This is a genomic window from Brevundimonas sp. (assembly GCF_965279155.1).
Lineage (GTDB): Bacteria > Pseudomonadota > Alphaproteobacteria > Caulobacterales > Caulobacteraceae > Brevundimonas.
Window position 1 is genome coordinate 1,397,008 of sequence record NZ_OZ257138.1, and the last position, 23,790, is coordinate 1,420,797.

Below are 23,790 nucleotides of genomic sequence, written 5' to 3' on the forward strand. Positions count from 1 at the left end.
GCGCGCGCCAAGCCTCGACAGGAATCCGCGACGCAGCCTAGATTCCCCTGACAGCAGATTTGCCGGAGGGACGGGGCTTGCGCGACGAGGAGCGGCGGGAAAATCGGTCGGGGCGTCGCGCCTCTGACCGCGCCCCCGGCGCGCCAGCCTGGTTGCGCATCGCCGTGCTTGTGCTGGCCCTGGTCGCCACCGGCTATGTGTTTCTGGCGTCACGTGAAATCACCAGACCGACGCGGGATGTCAGCCGGCTGGAAGCCGAGAACCTGACGCTGAGCGCGCAACTGGTCGCCAGCCAGACCACCGTCCTGATCCAGTCCGCCGACGCCGGCCTCGCCGCCGGTCAGGCCGAAATCCGCGCGGGTCGTGCGCCGATCAACGTGGTCGAGGCCGCACGTCGCGTCGCGCCCCAGGTCGGGTTCTCGCTGATCGGCCCCGGCGAGACCGTTCAGGCGGCCGAGGGCGAAGGCGCAGTCCCGACGGCCAGCGCCAACATCGACGGCCTGAGGCTGGAGGCGCGGATGGACCCACCGCTGCCGGCGTCGGGCGAGGCGCGGATCGTGTCGGCGGGCGGGGTCGTTCTGGCCTCAAAACGCGCCGCCGAAATCGGCCAGCCGATCCGGGCGTTGATCGGCGTGGACGCCGCAGCTCTGGCCGACCAGACAAAGCCGCGCAACGTGACCATCAACGGCGAAGGCCGGATCGCGACCGCTGCGCGCACGACGCCGGACGGGCCCTATGTGGTCACCTTGTCCAAGGGGGCGGCGGCGTCGTTCCTTGACGACCTGTGGCTGGTGACCGTGCCGCTGATGCTGGGGCTGGGCGTCGTCGGCCTGTTCGTCTTTTACGGTTTTCGCCGGACCCGTCAGCACCGCGAGCGCGTCGCCACCGAGAAGCGGTTCCGCATCGCGGTCGAGGCCGCGCGTTGCGGCGTGTGGGAATGGGATCTGAAGAAGGACGAGGTGTCCCTGTCCGACTTCATGGCCGTGCTGCTGGGTTTCGAGCGCGGCGGCGTCAGTTCGGCCGAGGCCGTGATCGCGCGCGTCCATCCGCGCTTCCAGGAAGATTTCCGCCACGCCCTGCGCCAGGCCGCGGCCTATGGCGCGTTCGAGATCACCTTCCCCGTGCCGGGCGCCGACGGGCGGGCGCGCTGGATCGACGCGCGGGGCCAGGCGCGCGGGCCGCGTGGCGATGCGGGCTTTTCGGCCATTCTGGGCGTGGCGCTGGACATCACCGAGGCCCGCCGCGCCAAGGCTGCGGCCCAGGCCGCCGAGAGCCGGCTGCGTGACGGGGTGGAGAGCATTTCCGACGCCTTCGTCCTGTTCGACCGTCAGGGGCGGCTGATCCTGTGGAACCAGGCGTTCGAGGACGCCTTCGGCTTCGAGCACGACATCGTGCGGCGCGGCGCGCTAAAGGACGAGCTGAACCGCATCGCGGCCCTGGCCATCAAGGCCGAGCATAAACCTGCAGGGGGCCGGGCGGGCCTGCGTGAGGTCGAACTGCACGACGGGCGCTGGCTGCAGCTGTCAGAGCGATTCACCTCCGAAGGCGGCTCTGTCGTCACCGCCGCCGACATCACCGCCATCAAACGCCAGGAAGCCGAGCGCCGCCGCGCCGCCGACGACCTGCGCGTCACCGTCGATCAGCTGGAAGCCAGCCGTGAGACGCTGGCGCTGCTGGCGCGCAAATACGAGGTCGCCATGACCCGCGCCGAGGCCGCCAACCAGGCCAAGTCCGAGTTCCTGGCGAACATGAGCCACGAGTTGCGCACGCCTCTGAACGCCATCAACGGCTTCTCGGAGATCATGGCCAGCGAGCTGTTCGGGCCGCTGAACGAGAAGTACAAGGGCTATGCTGGCGACATCCTGAAGTCGGGCCAGCACCTGCTCAGCCTGATCAACGACGTGCTGGACATGGCCAAGATCGAGGCCGGCAAGATGACCCTGCACTATGAGCCGGTGTCGCTGCGCGAGGTGTGCGAGGACGCGGTGCGCCTGATGCGCGGCAAGGTGCAGGAGGCGGGGCTGAAGATCTCGGTCGAGGGCGGCGACCTGCCCGACATCGAGGCCGACCACCGGGGCGTCAAACAGGTGTTGCTGAACCTGATCTCAAACGCCGTGAAGTTCACGCCCGACGGCGGCTCCATCGTCGTGTCGCTGAACCGGTTCGCCGGCCCGGCGGGCGAGGACCGTATCCGCGTCGCCTGCGCCGACACCGGTATCGGCATCGCCCCCGACGACCTGGTGCGCCTGGCCCGCCCGTTCGAACAGGTCGAGGGTCAGCACTCCAAGACCACGCAAGGGACGGGCCTGGGCCTGGCCCTGACCAAGGCCCTGATCGAGATGCACGGCGGCCAGCTGACCATGGAAAGCGAGCCGGGCGTCGGCACGGTAGTCAGCTTCGACCTGCCGGTGAAGCGGCCGGACCAGACGGTGCAGCCGATCCGGGCGGCGTTCGCGGCCTAGCGTGTTCGCCCTCGGTGGGTGACAGAGCAAGCCTTCGCAAGCCGAAAGCCTGGGCATTGCCGCATTCGACGATGATGTCTCGGCTTGCGATCTTCGATGATTTTGGCGACGTCGTCAGCGAAATCGCCAAATGCAAGATGCAGAGCAGGCTTGCATTTGGCGATCCTGTGAAACGCTCCATCCGGTTTGCCTAAGGCCTAGGCCTGGCGCCGGCCAGAGCGGGTCGCGCAGGTCATTTACCCCAGAAAGCGTCTTCCTGCTCGGGATCCGAAGAGAACAGCCAGACTTCGACGATCTTACCGTTCGCGATGCGCAACAGGTCGATGCCGGCCTGATCCATCTTGGCGCCTTCGCGCTGACCGGCGAACTCGATCTCGATGGCGACCATGTCGCCATTCGCGGCGTAGCGGTTGGCGCGGGTGATCGCAAAGGTGCCGCCCGCCACCTCCATCATGCCGCCCATCATGGCGCCGAACTCGGCGATGCCGGTCTTGACGCCCGAGAAACGGTTGTCGCCCGGTTGATGCCAGATGATTTGGGGCGAAAGAAGATCGCCCAGCGTGGCCTGGTCGCCGGTCTGAACGGCTTTGATATAGGATTTCGCGATGTCGATGTTGGTCATGGTCCGCCTCTGTCGCTGTGAACCAGGACAAATGCTGCCTTGGCTTCAGCACTGGTAATAATGGGCGCGACCCAAGCCTGTCGTGGTTCAAATGCGCTACAATACGATACTTATCGGACAAGTCAGCAGGCGAGGGGCAAGATGAGCAGGGGCGGCGCAGGGTTTGATCAGATCGACTACAGCCCTGGCGGCCGAGAGCTCGATGTCGAGATTTTCCATTTTTCCGACCTGCGGCGTCGGGTTCCCTCAGAGGAAATCCTGGCGCTGTATCGCTATTCTTTCCACTCCCTGATCCTGGTGACCGAAGGCGAGGTCACCCAGGTCGTGGACTTTCAGCCCGTCGCCTGCTGCGCCGGATCGCTCATCGTGTTGCGGCCGGGGCAGCTCCACAGTTTCGGCGACGATGCGAGCTGGGACGGGTGGATGGTCCTGTTCCGTGCGGAATTCCTGCCCTCAGAGACGCAGACGACCAGCGATCTGCTGCCGGTTCTCGGCTTGGATCGATTGCCCGATCATCTGTCCCTGGCAGCCCCGGACTTGCGGGCTGTGAACGAGGCGATCGCCAGGATGCAGGAAGACGCGGTCGGCGAGGCGTCGATCAAGGACATACATGCCCTTCTGCGGCACCAGCTTTGCGCCCTGCTTCTGCGCCTCGTCATTCTGCAAGACAGGCGCACGCACACCGATGGCGAGCATCGGCCGAGCGTGCAACGCTATGCCAGATTTCGAAAGCTGGTCGAGCAGAATTACTCGCAATGGCATCAGGTGTCTGCCTATGCCCATGCTCTGTCCTGCACCGAGAAAAGCCTGACGCGCGCATCGCTGGAGACGACCGGCCAAGGCGCCAAGAGCGTCATCACCGATCGCATCGTTCTGGAAGCCAAGCGGGTTCTCGTCCACACAGACAGACCCGTCTATCTGGTCGCTCAGGATCTCGGCTTCGCCGAGGCGACCAATTTCACGAAGTTCTTCAAGCGAGAGACGGGCCTCTCACCGAACGAGTATCGAGAGAGCGCGAACAAGGATCTGAACGCCGTTCGCAATCCATGAGACCTCGATGCGGAGTGATCCCTCGGCGGACGCCGTGGTCAGCTTCAGCTTGCCGTTGAAACGGCCGGGGCGCGCTGGCGCCCCGGCATCGCCTCAGAGGTGGCTCTTGAAGAACGGAACCAGTTGATCCATCGCCAGGGCGACGGGCTCGGGCCGGTCATAGAGGTCGTAGTGCGACCACTCCTCCAGAGAGACCAGACGGCGATCCCTGGAGGCGACGGCGCGGCCATAGATTTCCATACCGTCGCGATAGGCGCCGAAGGCTCCGACCTTCTGACCGACGACCACGAGGACCGGCTGGGTCAACAGGGTCTCGGCGAAGGCGAAGGCGTCCCAGGCCAGGGTCTTCTGAGCGTGCGAGAACAGCACTCGGGTCGCGCCGCCTTTCTGCTGTCCACGCGGCGTCTTGTAGTAGTCGGTGGCCTCGAACACGTCCCGCTCGGTCAAACCCTTGGCTCGTGCGGCTTCCAGGCTCGGCGGCAACAGCTCATTGATCTGAAGTTCGGCGCCGCGAGCCTCGGCGGTGCGTTGGGCCGCCATGGCGTTCAGGGCGCCCACGGGATCGTAGTTGCTGAAGCCTTCGCGGAACAGGCGGCCGACGTTGACGCCGGTGACGCTGGCCACGGCCTTGATCCGCTTTTCGGTCAGGGTGGCGTTGACGACATAGCCGCCGCCCGCACAGACCCCGATCAACCCGATCCGGTCGGCATCGACATAGGGCAAGGTGACGGCGTAATCGATGACGCGGCTGATGTCTTCGACCCGCTGGGTCGGGTCTTCGATCCAGCGTGGCGAACCCCCGGACTCGCCCTGGAAACTGGCGTCATAGGCGATGACGACGAAGCCTTGCTCGGCCATGCCCTGGGCATAGATGTTGCCCGAAGTCTGTTCCTTGCAACTGCCGAAAGGATGGACGGTGATGATCGCCGGATAGGTCCTGGCCTCGTCGAAGCCCGGCGGGAATCGGATGTCCGCCGAGAGGTGCCAGGCCATGTCGGGGTTTTGAATTTTCACGTTTTGCATCGGGATTCTCCAGAGATCTGAGCGTTGTTTCAACCGCCGCGATGAAGGGCGGCGAGACGACGGGTTTTCAGTGATCCCAGGCTAATCTGGTCGAATGCGCGGAAAAATCGGCCATCTCTTCAATTGTCTTGAAGTTTGGCTTCATAATAATCCCTATGGATCGCACCCTTCTCCCGGCGCTGGCCGCCTTCGCCGAAGTTGCTCGCGAGGGCAGTTTCACCGCCGCCGCCCGGCGGTTGAACGTCTCGCCCTCAGCCTTGTCGCAGAATCTGCGGATGCTGGAGGAGCGGCTGGCCGTGCGCCTTCTGAACCGTTCGACCCGGTCGATCTCGGTGACGGAAGCGGGGCGAAGCCTGCTGGCGCGCATCGAACCGGCGCTGGCCGACATCACCCAGGCCGTGGTCAGCCTCGACGACGACCGAGACCAACCGGCCGGGGAAATCCGCATCTCGATCTCACGCCTCGCCGCGCGCCATTTCATCGAGCCGCACCTGGGCGAGTTTCACAGACGCTATCCCAAGGTGCGACTGGAACTGGTGATCGACGACGCCCCTGGCGACATCATCCGCCAGGGCTGCGATGTGGGGGTCCGCCTGCGCGAGGTCGTGCCGGACAGCATGATCGCGGTGCCGGTCAGTCCGCCGATGCGGCTGGTGGTGGTGGGGGCGCCCGCCTATCTCGCGGCTCACCCGGCGCCTAAGACCCCATGGGAACTCGATACAAGCGAATGCGTCGCCTTTCGTCCGGGCGTCCAGGGAACGATCTCGAAGTGGGAATTCACCGACCCGTCCACAGGACAGGACTTCACGATCGAGCCGCACGGCGCATTCGTCACCAACTCGGACGACACCATGCTCAGCGCCGGGCTTCAGGGAGTGGGCCTGGTCATGCACATGGACTGCATGGTTCGTGACCATGTCGCCTCCGGCGCCCTTATTTCCGTTCTGGAGGCGTGGTGCCCGCCCTTCGACGGCTTTGACCTCTACCTGCCCTCGCGTGAGCAGATGGCGCCCAAGCTCAGGGCCCTGGTCGATTTCCTGGTCGCGAAACGGCGTGCGCTCGACTGATAGCCGATCAGGACAGACCTTAGATCAACTCCACGCCCATCGCCGTGGCTTCGCCGCCGCCGATGCACAGGGCGGCCATACCCTTGGTCTTGCCGTGGGCTTTCAGGGCGGACAGGAGGGTGGTCAGGACGCGGGCGCCGGATGCGCCCAGCGGGTGGCCCAAAGCGCAGGCGCCGCCGTTGACGTTGATCTTGTCGTGGGGGATGCCGAGTTCGCGCATGGCGATCATCGGCACGATGGCGAAGGCCTCGTTGACCTCCCACACATCGACGTCGTCGGCGCTCCAGCCCGCCTTCTTCAGCGCCTTCTGCAGGGCGAAGACCGGGGCGGTGGTGAACAGGCTGGGCTCCTGGGCGTGGGCGGCCTGGCTGACGACGCGGGCGATGGGCGTCAGGCCCAGGGTTTCAGCGGTAGACCGGCGCATCATGACCAGGGCGGCGGCGCCGTCCGAGATCGAGGCGGCCGAGGCGGCGGTGATGGTGCCGTCCTTGCCGAAGGCGGGCTTCAGGTTGGGGATCTTGGAGGGGTCGGACTTGGTCGGCTGTTCGTCGCGATCGACGATGACGGGGCCCTTGCGCGTCTTGACCTCGACCGAGGCGATCTCGGCGTCGAAGGCGCCGCTGTCCTGGGCGCGCTTGGCCCGGCCGGCGCTCTCGATGGCGTAGGCGTCCTGCTGCTCGCGCGTGAACTGATAGACCTTGGCCGTGTCCTCGGCGAACTGACCCATCAGCTTGCCGGGGGTGTAGGCGTCCTCAAGCCCGTCCAGATACATGCTGTCGGAAATGACGTCGTGGCCGATGCGCGCGCCGCCGCGGTGCTTTTGCATCAGATACGGGGCGTTGGTCATGGACTCCATGCCGCCCGCCACGATCACGTCGGCCGATCCGGCGGCCAGGGCGTCGTGCGCCATCATGGCCGCCTGCATGCCCGAGCCGCACATCTTGTTGATCGTGGTCGCCTCGGTCGAGACGGGCAGGCCCGCGCCCATCCCCGCCTGACGCGCCGGCGCCTGGCCCAGGCCGGCGGGCAGGACGCAGCCCATGATGATCTGCTCGACCTTGTTCGGGTCCAGCCCGGCGCGCTCCAGCGCCGCCTTGACCGCCACGGCGCCCAGGTCGGTGGACTTGGCGTCCGACAGCGCGCCCTGGAAACCGCCCATCGGGGTTCTGGCGTAGGAGACGATGACGACGGGATCGGACATGAAGCGGTTCCTCTTGCTTGCGGCGACAGATAGCGATCCGCCCGACCAATTCAAAGCGTCAGGAGAAGTGCAGCCGCCGATACTTGCCCCGGAAATAGAGCAGCGGATCGCGTCGCGGCTCGAACCGCGCGCGCGTGACCCGGCCGATGATGACCAGGTGATCGCCGGCCTCGACGATCTGTTCGGTCCCGCATTCGAAACTGGCCAAGGCGCCCGACAGGATGGGCGCGCCGGTGTCCCAGGTCTCCCACGCCACGTCCTGGAACCGGTCGGCCTGGGACCGGGCAAAGACGCCGGAGGTCGGCTGCTGGCCGATATGCAGGACGTTGATGGCGAAATGCTCGGCCTGACGGAAGCGTTCGACATTGGTGGACGAGCGGGCCAGGCAGAACAGGATCAGCGGCGGGTCCAGCGACACCGACGAAAAGGAGTTGGCGGTCAGGCCGACGGGCTGTCCGGCCTCGTCCAGCGTCGTCACCACCGTCACCCCGGTCGCGAAACAGCCCAGGGCGTCGCGCAGGGTGCGCGGGTCGGACCCGGCCTGATAGACCATGGCCTCGCGCGGGGCCTGACGTTCCAGAAAGCCCAGCAGGGCGGCGTTCTCGGCCTCGACCGGGTCGGGACCGTCGTCGCGGGAGATGATCTGGACCGGCAGGCCGGCCAGCAGGGCCTCGACCTCGGGCGACACGGCTCCCTGCCCTTCGCCGGCGACGATGGTCAGGCAACTGGCCAGGGCCGGTCCGGTGACGGCGAGCGCGGGAGCCACGGCCTCCAGCGTCCGGTCGGAACAGACGATGGCCGGGCGCGAGGGGATTTCGGTCAGCAGGCGACGCAGGGCGGTGGAGCCGTCCTCGGTCTTGTCGAAATCGGCGGCCAGTACGACGTGCCGCCCAGCCTCGACCAAGGCGCGCACCGACCGGCGCCAGTCGCCGGACAGACGTTCGGGCGCGCCGATCAGCAGGACGATGGGCTCCTCCGGGTCGCCCCAGCTTTCGACGTCCAGGCCTCCGATCCGGGGCGGCGATGCGGTCATGAGGCGGGGCGGTCCGGTCTGTGGTGGGGCGAGAGAGCCCTCCCTAATAAGGGAAGTCCGGCCGCCGACGCCAGCCGGACGATCAGACGTTCAGCCGATAACCGACGCTGGGTTCGGTGACCACCAGGGTCGGCTCGGCCGGATCGGCCTCCAGCTTATGCCGCAGCTGGCCGACGACGACCCGCAGATACTGCACGTCGTCGGCATGGCCGGCGCCCCAGACGGTCTTGAGCAGATCGACGTGGCCCAGCACCTTGCCGGCGTTGCGCGCCAGATAGGCCAGAACGTCGTACTCCTTGGGCCTCAGCTTCACCCGCTCGCCGGCGCGGGTGACGATGCGGCGGTCCAGGTCGATCACCACATCCCCGGCCGTGACCACGCCGCCCGCGACCGGCGTCAGCGCGCCCTGACGCAGGCCCGCCCGGATGCGGGCCAACAGTTCGCCGACGCCGAACGGCTTTTCCACATAGTCGTTGGCGCCCAGGTCCAGGGCCACGATCTTCTCGGCCTCGCGGTCGCGCGCGGACAGGACGATGATCGGCCCCTGATAGAAGTCCCGCGCCCGCGTCAGCACGTCCTTGCCGTCCATGTCGGGCAGGCCGAGGTCCAAGACCACGGCGTCGGGGCTCCACAGGGCGATGGCGCGCAGGCCCTCCTGACCGCTGTCGGCGCGGCGGGGTTCATAGCCGGCGGCGTCCAGAGCGGGGGCGAGGAAGCGGTGGATCTGGGGCTCGTCGTCGATGACCAGAACCTGGGGGCGAACGGCGGACATCACAGCAGATCCCGGTGGGTGGCGATGGACTTGGGCAGGCTGATCAGGATGCGGGTGCCAAGCTTGCTTCCGTCCGGGCCATCCTGGATCGGGCTGGCGGCGGCGATGCGGCCGCGCATGGCCTCGACGAAACCCTTGGCGATGGCCAGGCCCAGGCCCGCCCCCTGCACGCGATCGGGGGCGCGGTCCGTGGACTCTTCCATCCGGCGGAACTTGTCGAACACCCGTTCTAGTTCGGCGGTGGGAATGCCGCGCCCCTCGTCCTCGATGGAGATGACGACGGCGCCGCGATCCTCATAGGCCGCCAGTTCGATGGTCGTGCCGTCGGGGCTGTAGGCGATGGCGTTTTCCAGGATGTTGACCACGGCCTGTTCCAGCAGGCCCGGATCGGCCTCGACCATGCTGAGCTGAGCCGGAAAGTCGCGCGTGACCTTGCGTTGGCCCAGGCGGCGCGACACGCGGTCGGCGGCGGCGTTCAGGATGTCGCGCACATCGGTCCAGTCGGTGCGGACGTTCAGGCCGCCGCCCTCCAGCCGGGTCATATCCAAGAGGTCGCCGACATAGCGCGACAGGCGTTCGGCCTCCTCGCGGATGCTGAGCAGCAGGTCATCGCGGACCTCCGGCTTCAGGGTCGCGCCATAGTCGATCAGGGTCGTCGCCGAGCCCAGGACGGTGGACAGGGGTGTGCGCAGATCGTGGCTGACCGAGTTCATCAGGGCGGCGCGGAAACGGTCGGCGCGACGCAGGGTCTCGGTCTCCAGCGCCTGACCGGCCAGGTCGGCCCGCTCCAGCGCCACCGCGCCCTGGTCCAGCAGGGCCATGGCCAGGCGTTCCTCGTCCGAGCCCGCCGCCACGGCCGAGGCGTCGATGCCTGCCACGCCGGCCCGGCCGCGCACGCCCTGCAAGGGCTGAAACCGCCAGTGGGTCTGCGGCAGGGTGCCCGTGCCGTGCCCCGTCACTTCGCCATGGGTCCAGGCCCAGCGGGCGGCGGCCATGGCGTCGGGGGCCAGTGTGACGCCTTCGGGGCTGGCGGCCGTCAGGGTCAGATCGTCGTCTTCAGGCAGCAGGACGACCGCCCCGGCGCCGGCGGCGGCCGAGGCCTGTTCGGCCAGACTGCGGGCCGTGGTCGCGCGATCCTGACCCGCCGACAGGGTCTGGCTGGCCGCCAGCAGGGCCGAAACGGCGGCGGCGCGACGCTGGGCCGCCCTCGCCTGTTCGCGCACCCGTCCGGCTAAAGCGCCCGTGCCCAGGGCCACGCCCCAGAAGACAATCAAAGTCAGTACGTCCGTTGGCGAGCCGATCAGGAAGCTGTAGCGCGGCTGAAGGAACAGGAAGTTGTAGGTCAGGAAGGCCAGGGTCGCCGCCGCCAGGGCCGGCCGCAAGCCGTTCAGCACGCCCGCCGCCACCACGGCCGCCAGATAGATGACGCCCAGATCGACCCGCTCGAACCGGGTATCCAGCAACAGGGCGGCGCCCGTCGCCGCCAGGACGAAGGCCGCCCCGGCCGGATAGCCGCGCCAGTCCAGCGCCGCCCTGACGCCAGACCTGGACGCCGGTTCGGGGGCGGTCAGGTCGCCCTCGGTCACGACGTGGACGGCGACGCCCTGGGCCTTGCGCAGCAGTTCGGTCGCCAGCGCCCGGCCGGTCCATTCAGCGAACCGCCCGCCGCGCGTCTTGCCGATGACGATCTGGGTGACGTTGTTGCGGTGGGCATGGTCCAGCACGGCGCGCACCACGTCGTCGCCGCTGATCGTCACAGGCCGGCCGCCCAGTTGTTCTGCCAGCTTGAAGGCTTCGGACAGTCGGCCCGCCGAGCGGGCGTCGGCGCGCGATCCACTGGGCCGTTCGACGTGTGCCACCGACCAGGGGGCGTCCATCATCATGTCGGACATGCGCCGCCCGGTGCGAACCAGTGAGGCGGTCATGGCGTCGCCGCCGACCAGCACCAGGATCCGCTCGTTCGCCGCCCACGGCCCCGACACGCCCCGCTCGCGCAGGTGCGACAGCAGTTGATCATCCACCGTCTGGGCCGCGCGGCGCAGGGCCAGTTCGCGCAGGGCCGTCAGGTTCTCGATCTTGAAGAAGTTCTCGGACGCCACCCGCGCCGTCTCGGGCACATAGACCTTGCCCTCGGCCAGACGCGCCCGCAGGTCCTCGGGTGTGATGTCCACGACCTCGATGTCGTCGGCGCCGGTCAAGGCGCTGTCAGGCACCGCCTCCCGCTGGCGCACGCCGGTGATGCGCAGCACGACGTCGGACAGGCTCTCCAGATGCTGGATGTTGAGCGTCGTCCAAATATCGATCCCGGCGTCGCGCAACTCCTCCACATCCTGCCACCGTTTCGGATGGCGCGAACCCGGCGCATTGGAGTGGGCGTATTCGTCGACCAGCAGCAGTTCGGGACGCCGCGCCAGGGCGCCGTCGAGGTCGAACTCCATCAGCGCGCGGTCGCGGTGATCGATCGGCGCGCGCGGCATGACGTCCAGGCCGCGCAGCAGGCTCATCGTCTCCTTGCGGCCGTGAGTTTCGACCACGCCGACGACGACATCCAGCCCCTCGGCCTTTCGCCGGCGCGCGGCGCGCAGCATCTCATAGGTCTTGCCCACGCCGGGCGACATGCCCAGAAACACCTTCAGCCGCCCGCGCTTGCGGCGCGGAACGGCTGAAGTCGCGGGCGTTTCGGGCGCTGGTTCGGGCAATCAGCCCTCCGCGCCGAAGCGGGCGTCCAGCGCGCGATTGGTCATCAGGACATTGACGTGCGGCTGGCCGATGAAGCCGAGGAAGGCCCCCTCGGTCCGCGCGTCGATGATGCTCTGGACCTGCTGCACGGGAACGCCTCTGGCGCGGGCGATCCGCGCGGCCTGAAGCCGAGCGTAGGCCGGAGACACGTCCGGGTCGAGGCCCGAACCCGAGGTCGTAACCGCATCGGCGGGGATGACGCCCGGGGCGTCCTCGGCGCGGATCGCCTGGGCGGTTTCGGCGACGCGCGCGGTCAGGTCCGGGTTCAGCGGCCCCATGTTGGAGCCGGACGAGGCGGCGGCGTCATAGCCGTCGCCGGCCGCCGAGGGGCGCGGATGCAGATAGGTCGCGCCGGCGAACGGCTGACCGATCAACGAGGAACCGACCACCTGACCGCCGGCGTCGCGCACCAGGCTGCCGTTGGCCTGATCCGGGAAGGCGACCTGGGCGATGCCGGTGACGGCCAGCGGATAGGCCAGCCCCAGCAGCAGGGTGAACAGGGCCGTCATGACGAGGGCCGGGCGAAGTTGATTGACCATGGTCGTCGCCTCAGAAACTGGCTTTCAGCGTCGCCACGGCGCGCGCGCCGTAGATGTCGCCGAAGTCGTGTTGATCGGTGTCGTGATAGCGCAGGTCCACCGCCAGATTGCTGGTCAGTTGATAAGCCGCGCCCAGGTTCCAGGTGGTGTAGTCCAGGTCCGACGAGACCCACTGACGGCCGAGTGCGCCCGAGATCGTCCATTTGTCGGCCGGGCTGACGGCGCCGTTGATCTCGGCATAGGTGGCCTCGTCCTCGGATGCGCCGAAGAAGTCGGGCGAATAATAGACGGCGGCGCCCAGGGTCGCCGGGCCCACGGCGCGCGAGGCGGCGGCTTTCAGCTCGACATAGTCATAGTCCGCGCCGTCCGGCTGACCGGCGTAAAGGTAGCCGATCACGCCGAAGTCCAGCGCATAGCCGGCGACCTCGGGCCGGTAGCCGGCATAGAGATCGACCTCGGCGTCCGTGTCGTCGCCGAAATCGACGTTGGAGGCCCAGCCGCCGGCGTAGAAGCCGTTCTTCGTCAGATCGACGCCGGCCGAGATGGCCGGGTTTTCCTGGGTCTGGCTGACGCCGCGGAAGACATAGTCTGAGGTGACGGCGACGTTTGCCGAAACGTCCTGGGCCTTGGCCTCGCTGCACAGGCCCAGGCCGGCGATGCCGAGGATGCAGGCGGCGGCGAACCAGGCGTCGTTGCGCCCGGAGGCCCTGGAGTGGGGTTTACGCATGGAGATGTCCTTGGAAGCGCGCATCAGGCCAGGCCGAGCGCGGAAATGAGAAGGTCGATCAGCTTGATGCCGACGAACGGGGCGATCAGGCCGCCCAGGCCGTAGATCAGCAGGTTGCGGCCCAGGAGGGCGCCGGCGCCGATGGCCCGGTATTTGACGCCCTTCAGCGCCAGCGGGATCAGGGCGACGATGACCAGGGCGTTGAAGATCACCGCCGACAGGATGGCGCTCTCGGGACTGTGCAGACGCATGACGTTCAGCGCGCCAAGCGACGGCAGGGCGACCACGAACATCGCCGGGATGATGGCGAAATACTTGGCCACGTCGTTGGCGACCGAGAAGGTGGTCAGGGCGCCGCGCGTGATCAGCAGTTGCTTGCCGACCTCGACAATCTCGATGACCTTGGTCGGGTCGCTGTCGAGATCGACCATGTTGCCGGCCTCGCGAGCCGCCTGGGCTCCGGTCTGCATGGCCACGCCGACGTCGGCCTGAGCGAGCGCAGGGGCGTCGTTGGCGCCGTCGCCGCACATGGCGACCAGACGGCCCTTGGCCTGTTCGGCCTTGATGAGGCGCATCTTGTCCTCGGGCGTGGCCTCGGCGAGGTAGTCGTCGACCCCGGCTTCCGAAGCGATCGCCGCCGCCGTCACCGGATTGTCGCCGGTGATCATCACAGTGCGCAGGCCCATGCGGCGCAGGTCGGCGAAGCGCGCCTTCACGCCCGGCTTGACCACATCCTTCAGGTGGATGACGCCGACCAGGGCGCCGTTCTGGGTGACGGCCAGGGGCGTGCCGCCCGACCTGGCGATCCGGTCTACGGCCTGGCGGAACTCGGCCGGCGCCGAACCATCGGTCAGGTTCAGGTCCTTGAGCACGGCATCGACCGCGCCCTTGCGCCAGCTGTCCTTGCCGACATCCAGGCCTGACTGGCGGGTGACGGCGGTGAAGGGAATGGCGACGGCGCCGGCCGGTTGATCCACCGAGACGCCGGCGTTGCGGCCCAGTTCGACGATGGAGCGGCCCTCGGGCGTCTCGTCGGCCAGGGACGCCATAACGGCGGCGGCCAGGGCGGCTTCCGGACGCACGCCGGGGACCGGGATGACCTCGGTCGCCATACGGTTGCCGAAGGTGATGGTGCCGGTCTTGTCGAGCAGCAGGGTGTCGACGTCGCCCGCCGCCTCCACCGCACGGCCCGAGGTGGCCAGCACATTGACCTTCAGCAACCGGTCCATGCCGGCGATGCCGACCGCGGACATCAGGCCCCCGATCGTCGTCGGGATCAGGGTGATGAACAGGGCGCCCAGGACGATGGGATCCAGATCGACGCCCGAATAGGCGCCGAGGCCCACCAGGGTCACGACCGCGATCAGGAAGATCAAGGTCAGGCCGGCCAGAAGCACGGCCAAGGCCAGTTCGTTCGGCGTCTTCCTGCGGTCCGCGCCCTCGACCATGGCGATCATGCGGTCGAGGAAGGTCGAGCCGGGCTTGGCGGTGATGCGGACCTTGATCCAGTCTGAGACGACGGTGGTGCCGCCGGTCACGGCGGACCGGTCGCCGCCGCTTTCGCGGATCACCGGGGCGCTCTCGCCGGTGATGGCGGCCTCGTTGACCGAGGCCACGCCCTCGATGATCTCGCCGTCCGAGGCGATCACTTCGCCCGCCTCGACCAGGATGATCGAGCCGACCTCAAGTTCCGACGCATTGGTGGGGACCACCGTGCCGGTCTTGGGATCGACGATCAGCTTGGCCTTGGTCGTGACTCGGGTGGCGCGAAGGCTGTCGGCGGCCGCCTTGCCCCGCCCTTCGGCGATGCTTTCGGCGACGTTGGCGAACAGGACCGTGGCCCACAGCCACAGGGCCAGTTGCACCGCAAAGCCCGCCGCCTGACCGCCCGCGATGGCCGCCGCCGCCGAGATGGTGGACAGAAGCGCCACGATCCAGGTGGTGAAGATGACCGGGTTCTTGATCAGTTTGACGGGGTTCAGCTTGACGAAAGCGTCACCGACGGCGCGTCCGATCATCGCCCCGGAGAGCCCGCCCGCGAGGGGCGACGAACGACCGCCCTCGCGTGGGTCCAATGTGATTTGTGTCATGTCATGATGTCCGGGGGATCAGGCGCCGGCGACCGCGGCGAGCACCTGGAAGTGCTCGACGATCGGTCCCAGCGCGAGGGCGGGCAGGAACTGCAAACCGCCGAGGATGAGGATCACGCCGATCAGCAGGCCGATGAACAGGCCGTTGTCGGTGGGCAGGGTGCCGGTGGAGGGCGCCAGCTTGGGCTTGACCACCAGGCTGCCGGCGATGGCCAGGACGGCGACGGCCGGAATGAACCGCCCGAACAGCATGGCCAGGCCCAAGGTCGTATTCCACCAGGGTGCGTTGGCGGTCAGGCCCGCAAAAGCCGAGCCGTTGTTCGCCGCCGCCGAGGTGTAGGCGTACAGGATTTCCGACAGACCGTGCGGCCCCTTGTTCAGCAGGCCCGCCAGCGCCGTCGGGAAGACGGCTGAGATCGCCGAGAAGCCCAGGATGGACAGGGGCAGGATCAGCACCGCGATCATGGCGAACTGGATCTCGCGCGCCTCGATCTTCTTGCCCAGATATTCCGGCGTGCGACCGACCATCAGGCCGGCGACGAAGACCGACAGCAGGGCCATGACCACCATGATGGCGATGCCCGAACCGACGCCGCCGGGCAGTATCTCGCCAAGCTGCATCAGGAACATCTGCAAGGCCCCGCCCAGCGGCATATAGCTGGCGTGCATCGAATTGACCGAGCCGTTGGAGGCGCCCGTCGTGACGACGGACCAGACGGTCGAGGCGGGCGCGCCGAAGCGGACCTCCTTGCCCTCCATGTTCACCGAGGCGTCCACCTGGGCGGCGACCAGGGACGGGGCCGGCTGAGTCTCGATCACATACATGGCCGCGCTTGAGACGGTCAGGATGATCAGGGCCGCCGCAGCCAAGGCCTTGATGTCGCGTCCCGCCAGGGCCGTGCGGCCGAAGGCGAAGAAGGCGGCCCAGCCCATGACGTTGATCGCGACGGCGGTCAGCAGGTTGGTGATCGCATTCGGGTTTTCGAACGGATGGGCGCCGTTGACGTTGAAGACGCCGCCGCCGTTGATGCCCAGTTGCTTGATCGCCACCTGGCTGGCCGCTGGAAACAGCGGCAGGGTCTGCGATCCGCCCTCGACGCCGACCGCGTGGACGTTGGCCGCCAGGCTCTGGACGATGCCGAGGCCCGACAGCGCCACGGCCAGTATCAGGGCGGCGGGCAGCAGGACATAGAGGGTGGTACGTGTCAGGTCGGCCCAGAAGTTGCCGACGCCCTCGCCGCGATTGGCGACGAAGGCCCGCGCCAGGGCGGCGGCGATGGTGGCGCCTGTGGCGGCCGAAACGAAGTTCTGCACCGTCAGACCGACCATCTGGCTGAAGGTCGACATCGTCGCCTCCCCGCCATAGCTCTGCCAGTTGGTGTTGGTGACGAAGCTGACGGCGGTGTTGAAGGCCAGGTGCGGCGACACGCCCGCAAAGCCTTGCGGGTTCATCGGCAGCACGCCCTGCAGCCGCAGGATGGCATACAACAGGACAAAGCCCGCCAGGTTGAAGGCCAGCAGCGCGCCGGCGTATCCCAGCCAGCCCTGGCTGCGCTTCGGATCGACGCCCGCCGCGCCGTAGAAGACGGCCTCCACCGGCTTGAGCACCGGGTCCAGCCAGGTCCGTTCGCCGTTCCAGACGCGCGACATATAAATGCCAATGGGCCAGCCGAGCATTACGGCCAGCCCAAGGGTCAGGGCGATCTCGCCCCATCCTTGAATGTTCATGAATTCCGTCCCGGTTCCCTAGAACCGCTCGGGCCGCAGCAGCGCCGCGACCATGTAAACGGCGACGGCGACCGCCCCCGCCCCCCAGAGTATGGCGATCATCGTCATACCCGTTTCAATGCTGTGGCGAGCAGGGCGAAGGCGGCGAACGCCCCTGCCCCCACCGCCAGAAAGATCACGTCGGCCAATCCGGCCTCCTCAAGCTCAAGTGAAGCAGGAGGAGATCACGCGGGGCCGTAACGTCGCGATGTGAATCCCGGCTCAGGGCATAAAGGAACCATAATGCGGAGCGGCGGGTGCAAAATGCAGAAAGCCTCCGACCCGGTAGGATCGGAGGCTGTGAGAGGTTCAAAGCAGAAGCGCTTTATAAACTCCCGTCACCCTCGGGCTTGTCCCGAGGGCCTACCTTTAGGCGCGCTCGGACGCCGGATGCGTGGGTGCATTTTTGATGCCGTCCACCATCGCATCGGAAGCGACCGTGGGCCCTCGGGACAAGCCCGAGGGTGACGGAGTTGAGAGTTTCGGATTAGCCGCCGTAGCTCCGGCCGCCGCCGCCGAAGCCGCCGCGCGAGACGACGGTGGTGCGGCTTTGTACGCGGCTGGGCGCCTGACGCGCCACGTCGCCGTGCTCGCGCCCGTTGGTCAGGGTCTTGCCGGTGCGGTAGTCGCGGTAGGTGTAGCCGCCGCCGTAGCCGTTCGACAGCCGCCCCTCGCGGTCGCGATACAGCGGCCCGCCGCCGCGATAGCCGCCGCCGTTCAGCATTTGCCCGATGATGAATCCGGTCAGCAGCGGGGTGAAGAAGGAGCCGTTGCCGCCCTGATTGTTGGGCTGGCACTGGGACGGCCCCCACTGGCCTTCGCATTCCTCGCGAGAGGCATAGCGGGGCGCGGTCTTGGCGGCCTCTTCCTGGGCCTTGGCCTGGGCGGCGTCGCATTCGGCAGGGGTAATGTCGTTGGCGGCCTTGCACTCGTCCAGCGACTGATAGGCCAGGGTCGGTTCGGGATCGGGCGCCGGGACGCGCTGGGGCGAACCGCAGGCGGCCAGCGAGAAGCTGGCCGTCGCCATCAGGCTGCTGACATGAAGCACGCGCGAGCGCTTCAGCCGGCGCATGGTCTCTGTTTTGGGCAGGTCCTTGGGATCGGTCATGGCGGTCACGACGTCATGCAGGCGGCGTTGAGCAGGCCGACGCAGATGGAGATGGAGGCCAGATAGACGGCCGCGGCGATCTCGCCTGCCTCGATGCGGACGACCAGGTTGCGGAAGGCCATGCGGCTGATGGCGACGAAGACGACGATCTGGATGATCCCGGCCAGCAGGGCCCAGGCCGCGAACTCCATCAGGCTGACGGTATGCGACAGGGCCGAGGCCAGGGGCAGGACGTAACCGATCAGGGCGCCACCGAGAGCAATGGCGGCGGCGGTGTTGCCCTGACGGATCAGCGTATGTTCGTGATACGGCGTGACCCACTGGTAGACCAGTTTGAAGGCCAGGGTGAAGGCGCCCGCCATGGCGAAGGCGATCAGAAAGGCGATCGCCCCCTGCTGAAATACGAACCAGTCGAACATCTGTCTTGCCCCTCGGATTGCGCGCTCAGGCGCGGAACTCGGCCATTTCCAGCGGAATGCCGATCATGATTTCGTGCGTCGTCTCGCCGCCGTCAGGCTGCTGCTCCAGGGCGATCATCAGTTCGCGCCCACCGCCCAGCTCACGGGCATACAGCATGCAGGTCTGGAAGATCTTGGCATAGGGGGTGGTCGCGGCGCGGTCGTCCCAGATCGTCTCCCACAGGGTGACGGGCGGCTGGATCGCGTCGCTCTCGGCGAACCAGAAGCGCGGATAGTCGGGCAGGTCCTCGGCCGCGCCGTGGAAGACCGGCGCCGACAGGCGGTCGCGCCAGATGCGGCGTTCGCGCTCGCCCGGCGGATAGGCCGAGGTCCAGGGCACGAACAGGCTGAAGTCATAGGATTCCAGCCCTGCCTCGTCGTCGCTCATGGCCTGAAGCATGACGTGGTCGTCGGTGTAGAAGCGATGCACGAACTGACCGCTGTCCAGGCTGACCAGCCCCTGCGCCGAGATGTCCAGCACGTCGCGGTCCAGGGTGAAATGGGTTTCGTCGCCCAGCCGGCGCCAGGCCAGCGGGTCCAGCGACACGGTGCGGCCCACAGTGATGTTGCGCACCGTCGCCAGCCGATTGGCGGGTGCGGCCTTCTCCGACGATCCGAAAAGCTTCTTGAACATGGGCGACTATCTAGGCCCGATGCGCGCCGACGGCGAGCGAACAGAGACGATGCGACCGAATGAGGCGGTTCATGGCGTCAACTTCCGTCCGATCTTGCGTCAAGTCAAGCGTTCATGTTACGCGTTTCATGTAACGACATGCCGAATGACGCCTCATCCTCCTCCGCCGCAAACGACCGCATCCGTGCGTGGCGACAGGCGCGTCGCGAGGCGGGCCTAGTCAAGCTGGAGCTGTGGGTGCCGGAGGCCGCCCGCGACGACGTGAAGGCGGCCGTTCGCGCCATCGTCACCGATTCCACACGCGGGCCTCAGCTTGCCCAACGCCCGCGCCGCCCCACTTCTGATCCCATCACCCCTGGAGACGACCACCATATGGACGCCGTGATCGAAACCCCCTGGACCGTGCCTGCCATCAAGTCGGCGCTGGACGGTTCCGCCCTGCTGCGCGACGGGGAAATGACCCTGCGCGTGGTCGAGGGCGCCGAGCCCGTTCTGCTGGCGACCATGCACGAATACGGCGACCTGCCGGTCTATCTGAGCGTCGGCGGCGCCCAGATCGTCTGTTCGGTCCTGCTGTGGCCCGTCGCCGAACAGGCCGACCGCCACGCCTTCAACGAGTTCCTGCTGAAGGCCCAGCGCGTGGTGCCCCTGTCCAACTTCGCCATCACCAACGTCGGTGGCGAAGACGTGTATGAGCTGATGGGCGAACTCTCTTGCAAGACGACGCTGCAGACCATCCTCATCGAACTGCGCACCCTGGCCGAGAATGCGATCGACGCCACCGAACTGCGTGAAACCTTCGGCGCCGACGCCGCCTGATCCCGGAAGACCGACCATGTCCATGCTCAGAAAACTGTCCGCCCTGTTTCGGGGTTCGGCCCATGACGCGGCCCAGGGCGTCGTCGACGCCAATGCGCTGAAGATTCTCGATCAGGAAATCCGCGACGCCGACAACGCTCAGGGCAAGGCGCGCGACGACCTGGCCGGCCTGGTGGCGCGCCGCCGCATGGCCGAGAACGAGATGTCCAGCTTCCGCGACCAGATCGGCAAATACGAAAGCTCGGCCCGCACCGCCCTGGGTCAGGGCAAGACCGACCTGGCACGCGAAGTCGCCGGCCGCATCGCCGAGCTGGAGGTCGAGATCAACAGCCGCGGCCCGCTGATCGAGGACATGAAGACGGCCGAGACACGGCTGCGCACCGCCATCTCGGCGACCGACCAGAAGATCGAGACGCTTCGTCGCGAGATCGACATCGTCAAGGTCAACGATTCCGTCCAGCGCGCCCAGACCTCGGTCGCCCTGAACTCGGCCGGCGCCCAGTCGCGCATCGGCTCGGCCGCCGACAGCCTGCAACGCATCAAGCAACGCCAGGCGATCCAGGAAGAGAAGCTGAACGCCAACCAGGCGCTGGAGGATCGCCGCACCGGCGCCGACCTGGACGCCAAGCTGCGCGAGGCCGGCATCCTGCCCGGCCATTCGTCGGCCGACGACGTCCTGGCCCGCCTGAGCCAGCCGGAAGTGACCGTGGTCACGCCGCGCATCGGGCAATCTACCCCCGACAAAGATCCGGCCTGATCCATGGAGCGTCTGCGCTTCGATCCCCGCACCGACTGGGACGCCAAGGCCGAAGAACTGGGCTTCACCTGGCGCCATACCGACGGCAAACCCTATTGGGACGAGACGGCCGCCTACGCCTTCTCATTGGCCGAGATCGAGGACGGGATCGAGGCGCCGACCGAGGAACTGCACGGCCTGTGCCTGGAGTTGGTCGATGAGGCGGTTCAGTCTGAGCGGCTGATGGAGCAGCTCGATATTCCCGAGACCATGCGGGACTATGTGGCCGACAGCTGGAAGCGGGGCGATCCATCCCTCTATGGCCGGTTCGACTTCGCCTATGATGGAGCGGGGCCGGCCAAGCTGTATGAATACAACGCCGACACCCCGACCAGCATCTATGAGACGGCGGTGTTCCAGTGGTTGTGGCTGGAGGACCAGATCGCGGCCGGCGCCCTGCCCGCCGACGCCGACCAGTTCAACAGCCTGCATGAGAAGCTGGTGGATCGGTTCCGGGCCATCTTCCCGAACGGCGGCTTCGTGCATTTCGCCTCGGACGCCGAGTTCGTCGAGGACCGCCAGACGGTGCGCTTCCTCGAAGACCTGGCGCGCCAGGCCGGGCTGGACCCGCAGTTCGTCGCCATCGACCAGATCGGCCTGAACGCCGACGGCCGTTTCGTAGATCACGAGAACTGGATCATCCAGGCGATGTTCAAGCTGTATCCGTGGGAGCAGATGCTGCGCGACGAATACGCCGCCCCCCTGCCCACCGCAGACGTGACGGTGCTGGAGCCGGCGTGGAAGAGCATCCTGTCCAACAAGGCCATCCTGCCCCTGTTGTGGGAGCGGCATGCAGGCCACCCCAACTTGCTGGAATCCTATTTCGAGGGCGATGCGGCCGAGAGCGCGCTGGGGTCGTCCTATGTCCGCAAGCCCCTGTTCTCGCGCGAGGGCGACAATGTCGAACTGATCGACCAGGGCCTCAGCGCGGCCGAGGTCGTGGACGGCGGCTATGGCGAGGGGCGCCACATCCGCCAGGCGCTGTGCGATCCGCCCCTGTTCGACGGCAACTATGCGATCATCGGGTCCTGGGTCGTGGGGACGGAGCCGGCCGGCATCAGCCTGCGCGAAGACACGGGCCGGATCACCCGCAACACCTCGCGCTTCGTGCCGCACTTCATTCGGGGCTAGGGCCGCGTCACGCCGGTTGGCGAAGGCGGCAACCAATGCAAGGCGCGGGTCGTTCTTGGGGTCCCACAGACGCCCGAAAGCCGCATCCATGCCCAGCATCCGCCTCGCCCTGGTCGCCACGACCGCCCTGACCCTCGCCACCGGCGCCGCCAGCGCCCAGACCCAGGCTCCATCGACGACCCAGGACCGCCTCGGCGCCGTCGTCGGCGCCCTGTTCGGGGATCGGCTCGGCCTGTCGGCCATGGACCAGGCCTGGCTGCGCGGCGGCCGCCCTTTGCGTGACGGCCAGAGCCAGTTCTCGACCCAGGTGGACGCCAGCCTGAGAGCAGGCTCGGTGTCCAGCTCGGCCGCGACGCGGTTGAGGTCGGACTATACCGCCCTGGTCGATCTGGAGACCCGTTACGCCGCGGACGGCATCAATACCCAGGAACGCGCGGACCTGAACGCCCGCTACACGGCACTGACCCAGACGTTGCAGTCTGGCGCTTCGGGTTATGAAGAGACCGACACGGTCGCCCAGGGCCGCGCCGCCTTCAATTCGCGCGTGGACGCCGCCGTGACCGCTCGCCGCCTGACCCGCACCGAGGCCACGCGCCTGAAGACCGATTACCAAGCTCTGATCCAGGTCGAGACGCGATATAATTCGGACGGGACGATCAACGCCACGGAACGCGCCGATCTGGACGCGCGCCTGGATGCGCTGGACCTGCGTGTTGGCGACGGCCCGGCCGGTCAGACCCCGGCTACGAACCTGACGGCGCGCGCACGACTGACGAACCTGGAGACCACCCTGACCGCGTCCGAACGCTCGGGCGCCGTCACCCGCGCCGAGGCCGCAGACATACGCGTCGAAGCCGGCGACCTGGCCCGTCTCGACGCCGCATACACCCGCACCAGCCCGTCGGCCGACGACACCGCCTACCTCAGCCGCCGCATCGGCGAACTGGAAGCCCGCGCACGCCGCTGAGGCCGGGCCATTATCCCCGACGCTCGGCTTCCACACGCTCGTAACCCGCGTCGATCACGAACAGCATGGCCTCGGCGGCGCCGGGGCCATCTTGTCGTTCGATCAGATCGACGATGCGTTCGTGGGCGGCGGCCGTGTCGGCCTGAAGCCGCAGATCCCGTGTCGGGGGGCTGAGGGTGAAGACCTCCAGCAGGGCCGTCTCGATGACGCTGGCCAGCGAGCGCATCATCGGATTCTGCGACGCCGCGCCGATGGCGACATGCAGGGCCAGGTCGGCCAGGGCGAAGTCGTGCTCGGACAGATCCTTGACCTGCATCCTCTGCACCGCGTGGCGCATGGCGAACAGATCTTCCGCCGTCCGGCGTTGGGCGGCCAGGGCGGCGGCGGCCGGTTCGAGGGCGCGACGCACCTCTGCCAGCTGACGACGGAACGCCGCGTCCATGCCGCCCGAGACCTGCCAGGTCAGGACTTCGCGGTCGAAATAGTTCCAGTGAACGGGGTCGGTCACGCGGGTGCCGACGCGCGTCTTGACGCTGAGAAACCCCTTGGCCGCCAGCGTCTTCAAGCCTTCGCGCAAGGCCGTACGCGAGACGCCGAAACGGTCGAGCAGATCGGCCTCCAGCGGCAATTTTTCGCCCGGCGCCAGTCGGCCGGTCAGGATGTCCTGCGCCAGGGCACGCACGATCTGCTCGTGCGTGGACAGGACCTGCGTCGATCTGAGGGGACCGACCGGGGCATCGTTGCTGGCGCTCATCCTGCGGTCGTAAGCCAGGCCGGCTCAAAAG

The 23,790-nt window shown here is 67.5% G+C and carries 22 protein-coding genes; 7 read left to right on the forward strand and 15 right to left on the reverse strand.

Features of this window, described 5'->3' with window-relative positions; genetic code table 11:
* Positions 1–77 precede the first annotated feature (77 nt).
* Entirely contained in the window at positions 78–2,462 is a 2,385-nt protein-coding gene (locus ACQY72_RS06630) for a PAS domain-containing sensor histidine kinase (RefSeq protein WP_428156453.1), read from the forward strand.
* A 232-nt stretch (positions 2,463–2,694) separates the two neighbouring features.
* On the opposite strand, the gene ACQY72_RS06635 is transcribed toward ACQY72_RS06630, so the two are convergent.
* On the reverse strand, positions 2,695–3,084 hold the full coding sequence (locus ACQY72_RS06635) for a nuclear transport factor 2 family protein (protein ID WP_428156454.1): 390 nt from the start codon (positions 3,082–3,084) through the stop codon (positions 2,695–2,697).
* A 39-nt stretch (positions 3,085–3,123) separates the two neighbouring features.
* On the opposite strand from ACQY72_RS06635, the gene ACQY72_RS06640 reads away from it, so the two are divergent.
* On the forward strand, positions 3,124–4,134 hold the full coding sequence (locus tag ACQY72_RS06640) for an AraC family transcriptional regulator (RefSeq protein WP_428156455.1): 1,011 nt from the start codon (positions 3,124–3,126) through the stop codon (positions 4,132–4,134).
* Positions 4,135–4,227: 93 nt separating this feature from the next.
* Here the strand turns inward: ACQY72_RS06640 and ACQY72_RS06645 are convergent, their stop codons facing one another.
* Positions 4,228–5,157, reverse strand: coding sequence for an alpha/beta hydrolase (locus ACQY72_RS06645; protein ID WP_428156456.1), 930 nt, complete (start codon positions 5,155–5,157; stop codon positions 4,228–4,230).
* A gap of 155 nt (positions 5,158–5,312) precedes the next feature.
* Here ACQY72_RS06645 and ACQY72_RS06650 point away from each other — a divergent pair, with 155 nt between their 5' ends.
* A complete protein-coding gene (locus ACQY72_RS06650; protein ID WP_428156457.1) occupies positions 5,313–6,224 on the forward strand; it encodes a LysR family transcriptional regulator in 912 nt (303 codons plus the stop codon).
* Between the two features lie 19 nt (positions 6,225–6,243).
* Here ACQY72_RS06650 and ACQY72_RS06655 read toward each other — a convergent pair whose 3' ends face one another.
* The 12 genes from ACQY72_RS06655 to ACQY72_RS06710 all read right to left on the reverse strand — a co-directional run bounded on the left by ACQY72_RS06655 (position 6,244) and on the right by ACQY72_RS06710 (position 19,292).
* On the reverse strand, positions 6,244–7,425 hold the full coding sequence (locus ACQY72_RS06655; RefSeq protein ID WP_428156458.1) for an acetyl-CoA C-acyltransferase: 1,182 nt from the start codon (positions 7,423–7,425) through the stop codon (positions 6,244–6,246).
* A gap of 58 nt (positions 7,426–7,483) precedes the next feature.
* Positions 7,484–8,458 (reverse strand): flavin reductase family protein, encoded by a 975-nt coding sequence (locus ACQY72_RS06660; RefSeq protein ID WP_428156459.1) that lies wholly within the window; start codon positions 8,456–8,458, stop codon positions 7,484–7,486.
* Between the two features lie 82 nt (positions 8,459–8,540).
* Positions 8,541–9,230, reverse strand: coding sequence for a response regulator (locus ACQY72_RS06665; protein WP_428156460.1), 690 nt, complete (start codon positions 9,228–9,230; stop codon positions 8,541–8,543).
* Positions 9,230–11,929 carry a DUF4118 domain-containing protein gene (locus ACQY72_RS06670; RefSeq protein ID WP_428156461.1) on the reverse strand — a complete coding sequence of 900 codons (2,700 nt, stop codon included), beginning with the start codon at positions 11,927–11,929 and terminating at the stop codon, positions 9,230–9,232. The genes ACQY72_RS06665 and ACQY72_RS06670 overlap by 1 nt, the downstream gene beginning before the upstream one ends.
* Positions 11,930–12,508: a K(+)-transporting ATPase subunit C gene (kdpC, locus tag ACQY72_RS06675; protein ID WP_428156462.1), complete on the reverse strand. Its 579-nt coding sequence runs from the start codon at positions 12,506–12,508 to the stop codon at positions 11,930–11,932.
* A 10-nt stretch (positions 12,509–12,518) separates the two neighbouring features.
* Positions 12,519–13,235, reverse strand: a complete 717-nt coding sequence (locus ACQY72_RS06680; RefSeq protein WP_428156463.1) for a TorF family putative porin — start codon at positions 13,233–13,235, stop codon at positions 12,519–12,521.
* A 23-nt stretch (positions 13,236–13,258) separates the two neighbouring features.
* A complete protein-coding gene (gene kdpB / locus ACQY72_RS06685) occupies positions 13,259–15,325 on the reverse strand; it encodes a potassium-transporting ATPase subunit KdpB (RefSeq protein ID WP_428156464.1) in 2,067 nt (688 codons plus the stop codon).
* Positions 15,326–15,343: 18 nt separating this feature from the next.
* Positions 15,344–17,053, reverse strand: a complete 1,710-nt coding sequence (gene kdpA / locus ACQY72_RS06690) for a potassium-transporting ATPase subunit KdpA (protein WP_428156465.1) — start codon at positions 17,051–17,053, stop codon at positions 15,344–15,346.
* 18 nt (positions 17,054–17,071) lie between these two features.
* Complete coding sequence (locus ACQY72_RS06695; protein WP_135194816.1) at positions 17,072–17,161, reverse strand: potassium-transporting ATPase subunit F; 90 nt, start codon at positions 17,159–17,161, stop codon at positions 17,072–17,074.
* A gap of 418 nt (positions 17,162–17,579) precedes the next feature.
* Positions 17,580–18,200: a DUF1190 domain-containing protein gene (locus tag ACQY72_RS06700; RefSeq protein ID WP_428156466.1), complete on the reverse strand. Its 621-nt coding sequence runs from the start codon at positions 18,198–18,200 to the stop codon at positions 17,580–17,582.
* A 5-nt stretch (positions 18,201–18,205) separates the two neighbouring features.
* Entirely contained in the window at positions 18,206–18,619 is a 414-nt protein-coding gene (locus ACQY72_RS06705; RefSeq protein WP_135194814.1) for a DUF350 domain-containing protein, read from the reverse strand.
* A 25-nt stretch (positions 18,620–18,644) separates the two neighbouring features.
* Positions 18,645–19,292 (reverse strand): DUF2491 family protein, encoded by a 648-nt coding sequence (locus ACQY72_RS06710; protein WP_346494768.1) that lies wholly within the window; start codon positions 19,290–19,292, stop codon positions 18,645–18,647.
* A gap of 138 nt (positions 19,293–19,430) precedes the next feature.
* On the opposite strand from ACQY72_RS06710, the gene ACQY72_RS06715 reads away from it, so the two are divergent.
* The 4 genes from ACQY72_RS06715 to ACQY72_RS06730 all read left to right on the forward strand — a co-directional run bounded on the left by ACQY72_RS06715 (position 19,431) and on the right by ACQY72_RS06730 (position 23,005).
* Positions 19,431–20,111, forward strand: a complete 681-nt coding sequence (locus ACQY72_RS06715; protein ID WP_428156467.1) for a YjfI family protein — start codon at positions 19,431–19,433, stop codon at positions 20,109–20,111.
* Between the two features lie 16 nt (positions 20,112–20,127).
* Positions 20,128–20,868, forward strand: coding sequence for a PspA/IM30 family protein (locus ACQY72_RS06720; RefSeq protein WP_428156468.1), 741 nt, complete (start codon positions 20,128–20,130; stop codon positions 20,866–20,868).
* Positions 20,869–20,871: 3 nt separating this feature from the next.
* Positions 20,872–22,038: a glutathionylspermidine synthase family protein gene (locus tag ACQY72_RS06725; RefSeq protein ID WP_428156469.1), complete on the forward strand. Its 1,167-nt coding sequence runs from the start codon at positions 20,872–20,874 to the stop codon at positions 22,036–22,038.
* A gap of 88 nt (positions 22,039–22,126) precedes the next feature.
* Positions 22,127–23,005 carry a hypothetical protein gene (locus ACQY72_RS06730; RefSeq protein WP_428156470.1) on the forward strand — a complete coding sequence of 293 codons (879 nt, stop codon included), beginning with the start codon at positions 22,127–22,129 and terminating at the stop codon, positions 23,003–23,005.
* 10 nt (positions 23,006–23,015) lie between these two features.
* Here the strand turns inward: ACQY72_RS06730 and ACQY72_RS06735 are convergent, their stop codons facing one another.
* Positions 23,016–23,759, reverse strand: a complete 744-nt coding sequence (locus ACQY72_RS06735; RefSeq protein ID WP_428156471.1) for a FadR/GntR family transcriptional regulator — start codon at positions 23,757–23,759, stop codon at positions 23,016–23,018.
* Between the last annotated feature and the right edge of the window lie 31 nt (positions 23,760–23,790).

Excerpts from the sequence above, each read along its gene's own strand:
- ACQY72_RS06635 (WP_428156454.1), bottom strand. The coding sequence starts at position 3,084 with ATGACCAACATCGACATCGCGAAATCCTATATCAAAGCCGTTCAGACC.
- kdpA (WP_428156465.1), bottom strand. The coding sequence starts at position 17,053 with ATGAACATTCAAGGATGGGGCGAGATCGCCCTGACCCTTGGGCTGGCC.
- ACQY72_RS06695 (WP_135194816.1), bottom strand. The coding sequence starts at position 17,161 with ATGACGATGATCGCCATACTCTGGGGGGCGGGGGCGGTCGCCGTCGCC.
- kdpC (WP_428156462.1), bottom strand. The coding sequence starts at position 12,508 with ATGGTCAATCAACTTCGCCCGGCCCTCGTCATGACGGCCCTGTTCACC.
- kdpB (WP_428156464.1), bottom strand. The coding sequence starts at position 15,325 with ATGACACAAATCACATTGGACCCACGCGAGGGCGGTCGTTCGTCGCCC.
- ACQY72_RS06660 (WP_428156459.1), bottom strand. The coding sequence starts at position 8,458 with ATGACCGCATCGCCGCCCCGGATCGGAGGCCTGGACGTCGAAAGCTGG.
- ACQY72_RS06650 (WP_428156457.1), top strand. The coding sequence starts at position 5,313 with ATGGATCGCACCCTTCTCCCGGCGCTGGCCGCCTTCGCCGAAGTTGCT.
- ACQY72_RS06730 (WP_428156470.1), top strand. The coding sequence starts at position 22,127 with ATGCCCAGCATCCGCCTCGCCCTGGTCGCCACGACCGCCCTGACCCTC.
- ACQY72_RS06725 (WP_428156469.1), top strand. The coding sequence starts at position 20,872 with ATGGAGCGTCTGCGCTTCGATCCCCGCACCGACTGGGACGCCAAGGCC.
- ACQY72_RS06645 (WP_428156456.1), bottom strand. The coding sequence starts at position 5,157 with ATGCAAAACGTGAAAATTCAAAACCCCGACATGGCCTGGCACCTCTCG.
- ACQY72_RS06655 (WP_428156458.1), bottom strand. The coding sequence starts at position 7,425 with ATGTCCGATCCCGTCGTCATCGTCTCCTACGCCAGAACCCCGATGGGC.
- ACQY72_RS06680 (WP_428156463.1), bottom strand. The coding sequence starts at position 13,235 with ATGCGTAAACCCCACTCCAGGGCCTCCGGGCGCAACGACGCCTGGTTC.
- ACQY72_RS06735 (WP_428156471.1), bottom strand. The coding sequence starts at position 23,759 with ATGAGCGCCAGCAACGATGCCCCGGTCGGTCCCCTCAGATCGACGCAG.
- ACQY72_RS06720 (WP_428156468.1), top strand. The coding sequence starts at position 20,128 with ATGTCCATGCTCAGAAAACTGTCCGCCCTGTTTCGGGGTTCGGCCCAT.
- ACQY72_RS06705 (WP_135194814.1), bottom strand. The coding sequence starts at position 18,619 with ATGTTCGACTGGTTCGTATTTCAGCAGGGGGCGATCGCCTTTCTGATC.
- ACQY72_RS06715 (WP_428156467.1), top strand. The coding sequence starts at position 19,431 with ATGCCGAATGACGCCTCATCCTCCTCCGCCGCAAACGACCGCATCCGT.
- ACQY72_RS06665 (WP_428156460.1), bottom strand. The coding sequence starts at position 9,230 with ATGTCCGCCGTTCGCCCCCAGGTTCTGGTCATCGACGACGAGCCCCAG.
- ACQY72_RS06700 (WP_428156466.1), bottom strand. The coding sequence starts at position 18,200 with ATGACCGATCCCAAGGACCTGCCCAAAACAGAGACCATGCGCCGGCTG.
- ACQY72_RS06710 (WP_346494768.1), bottom strand. The coding sequence starts at position 19,292 with ATGTTCAAGAAGCTTTTCGGATCGTCGGAGAAGGCCGCACCCGCCAAT.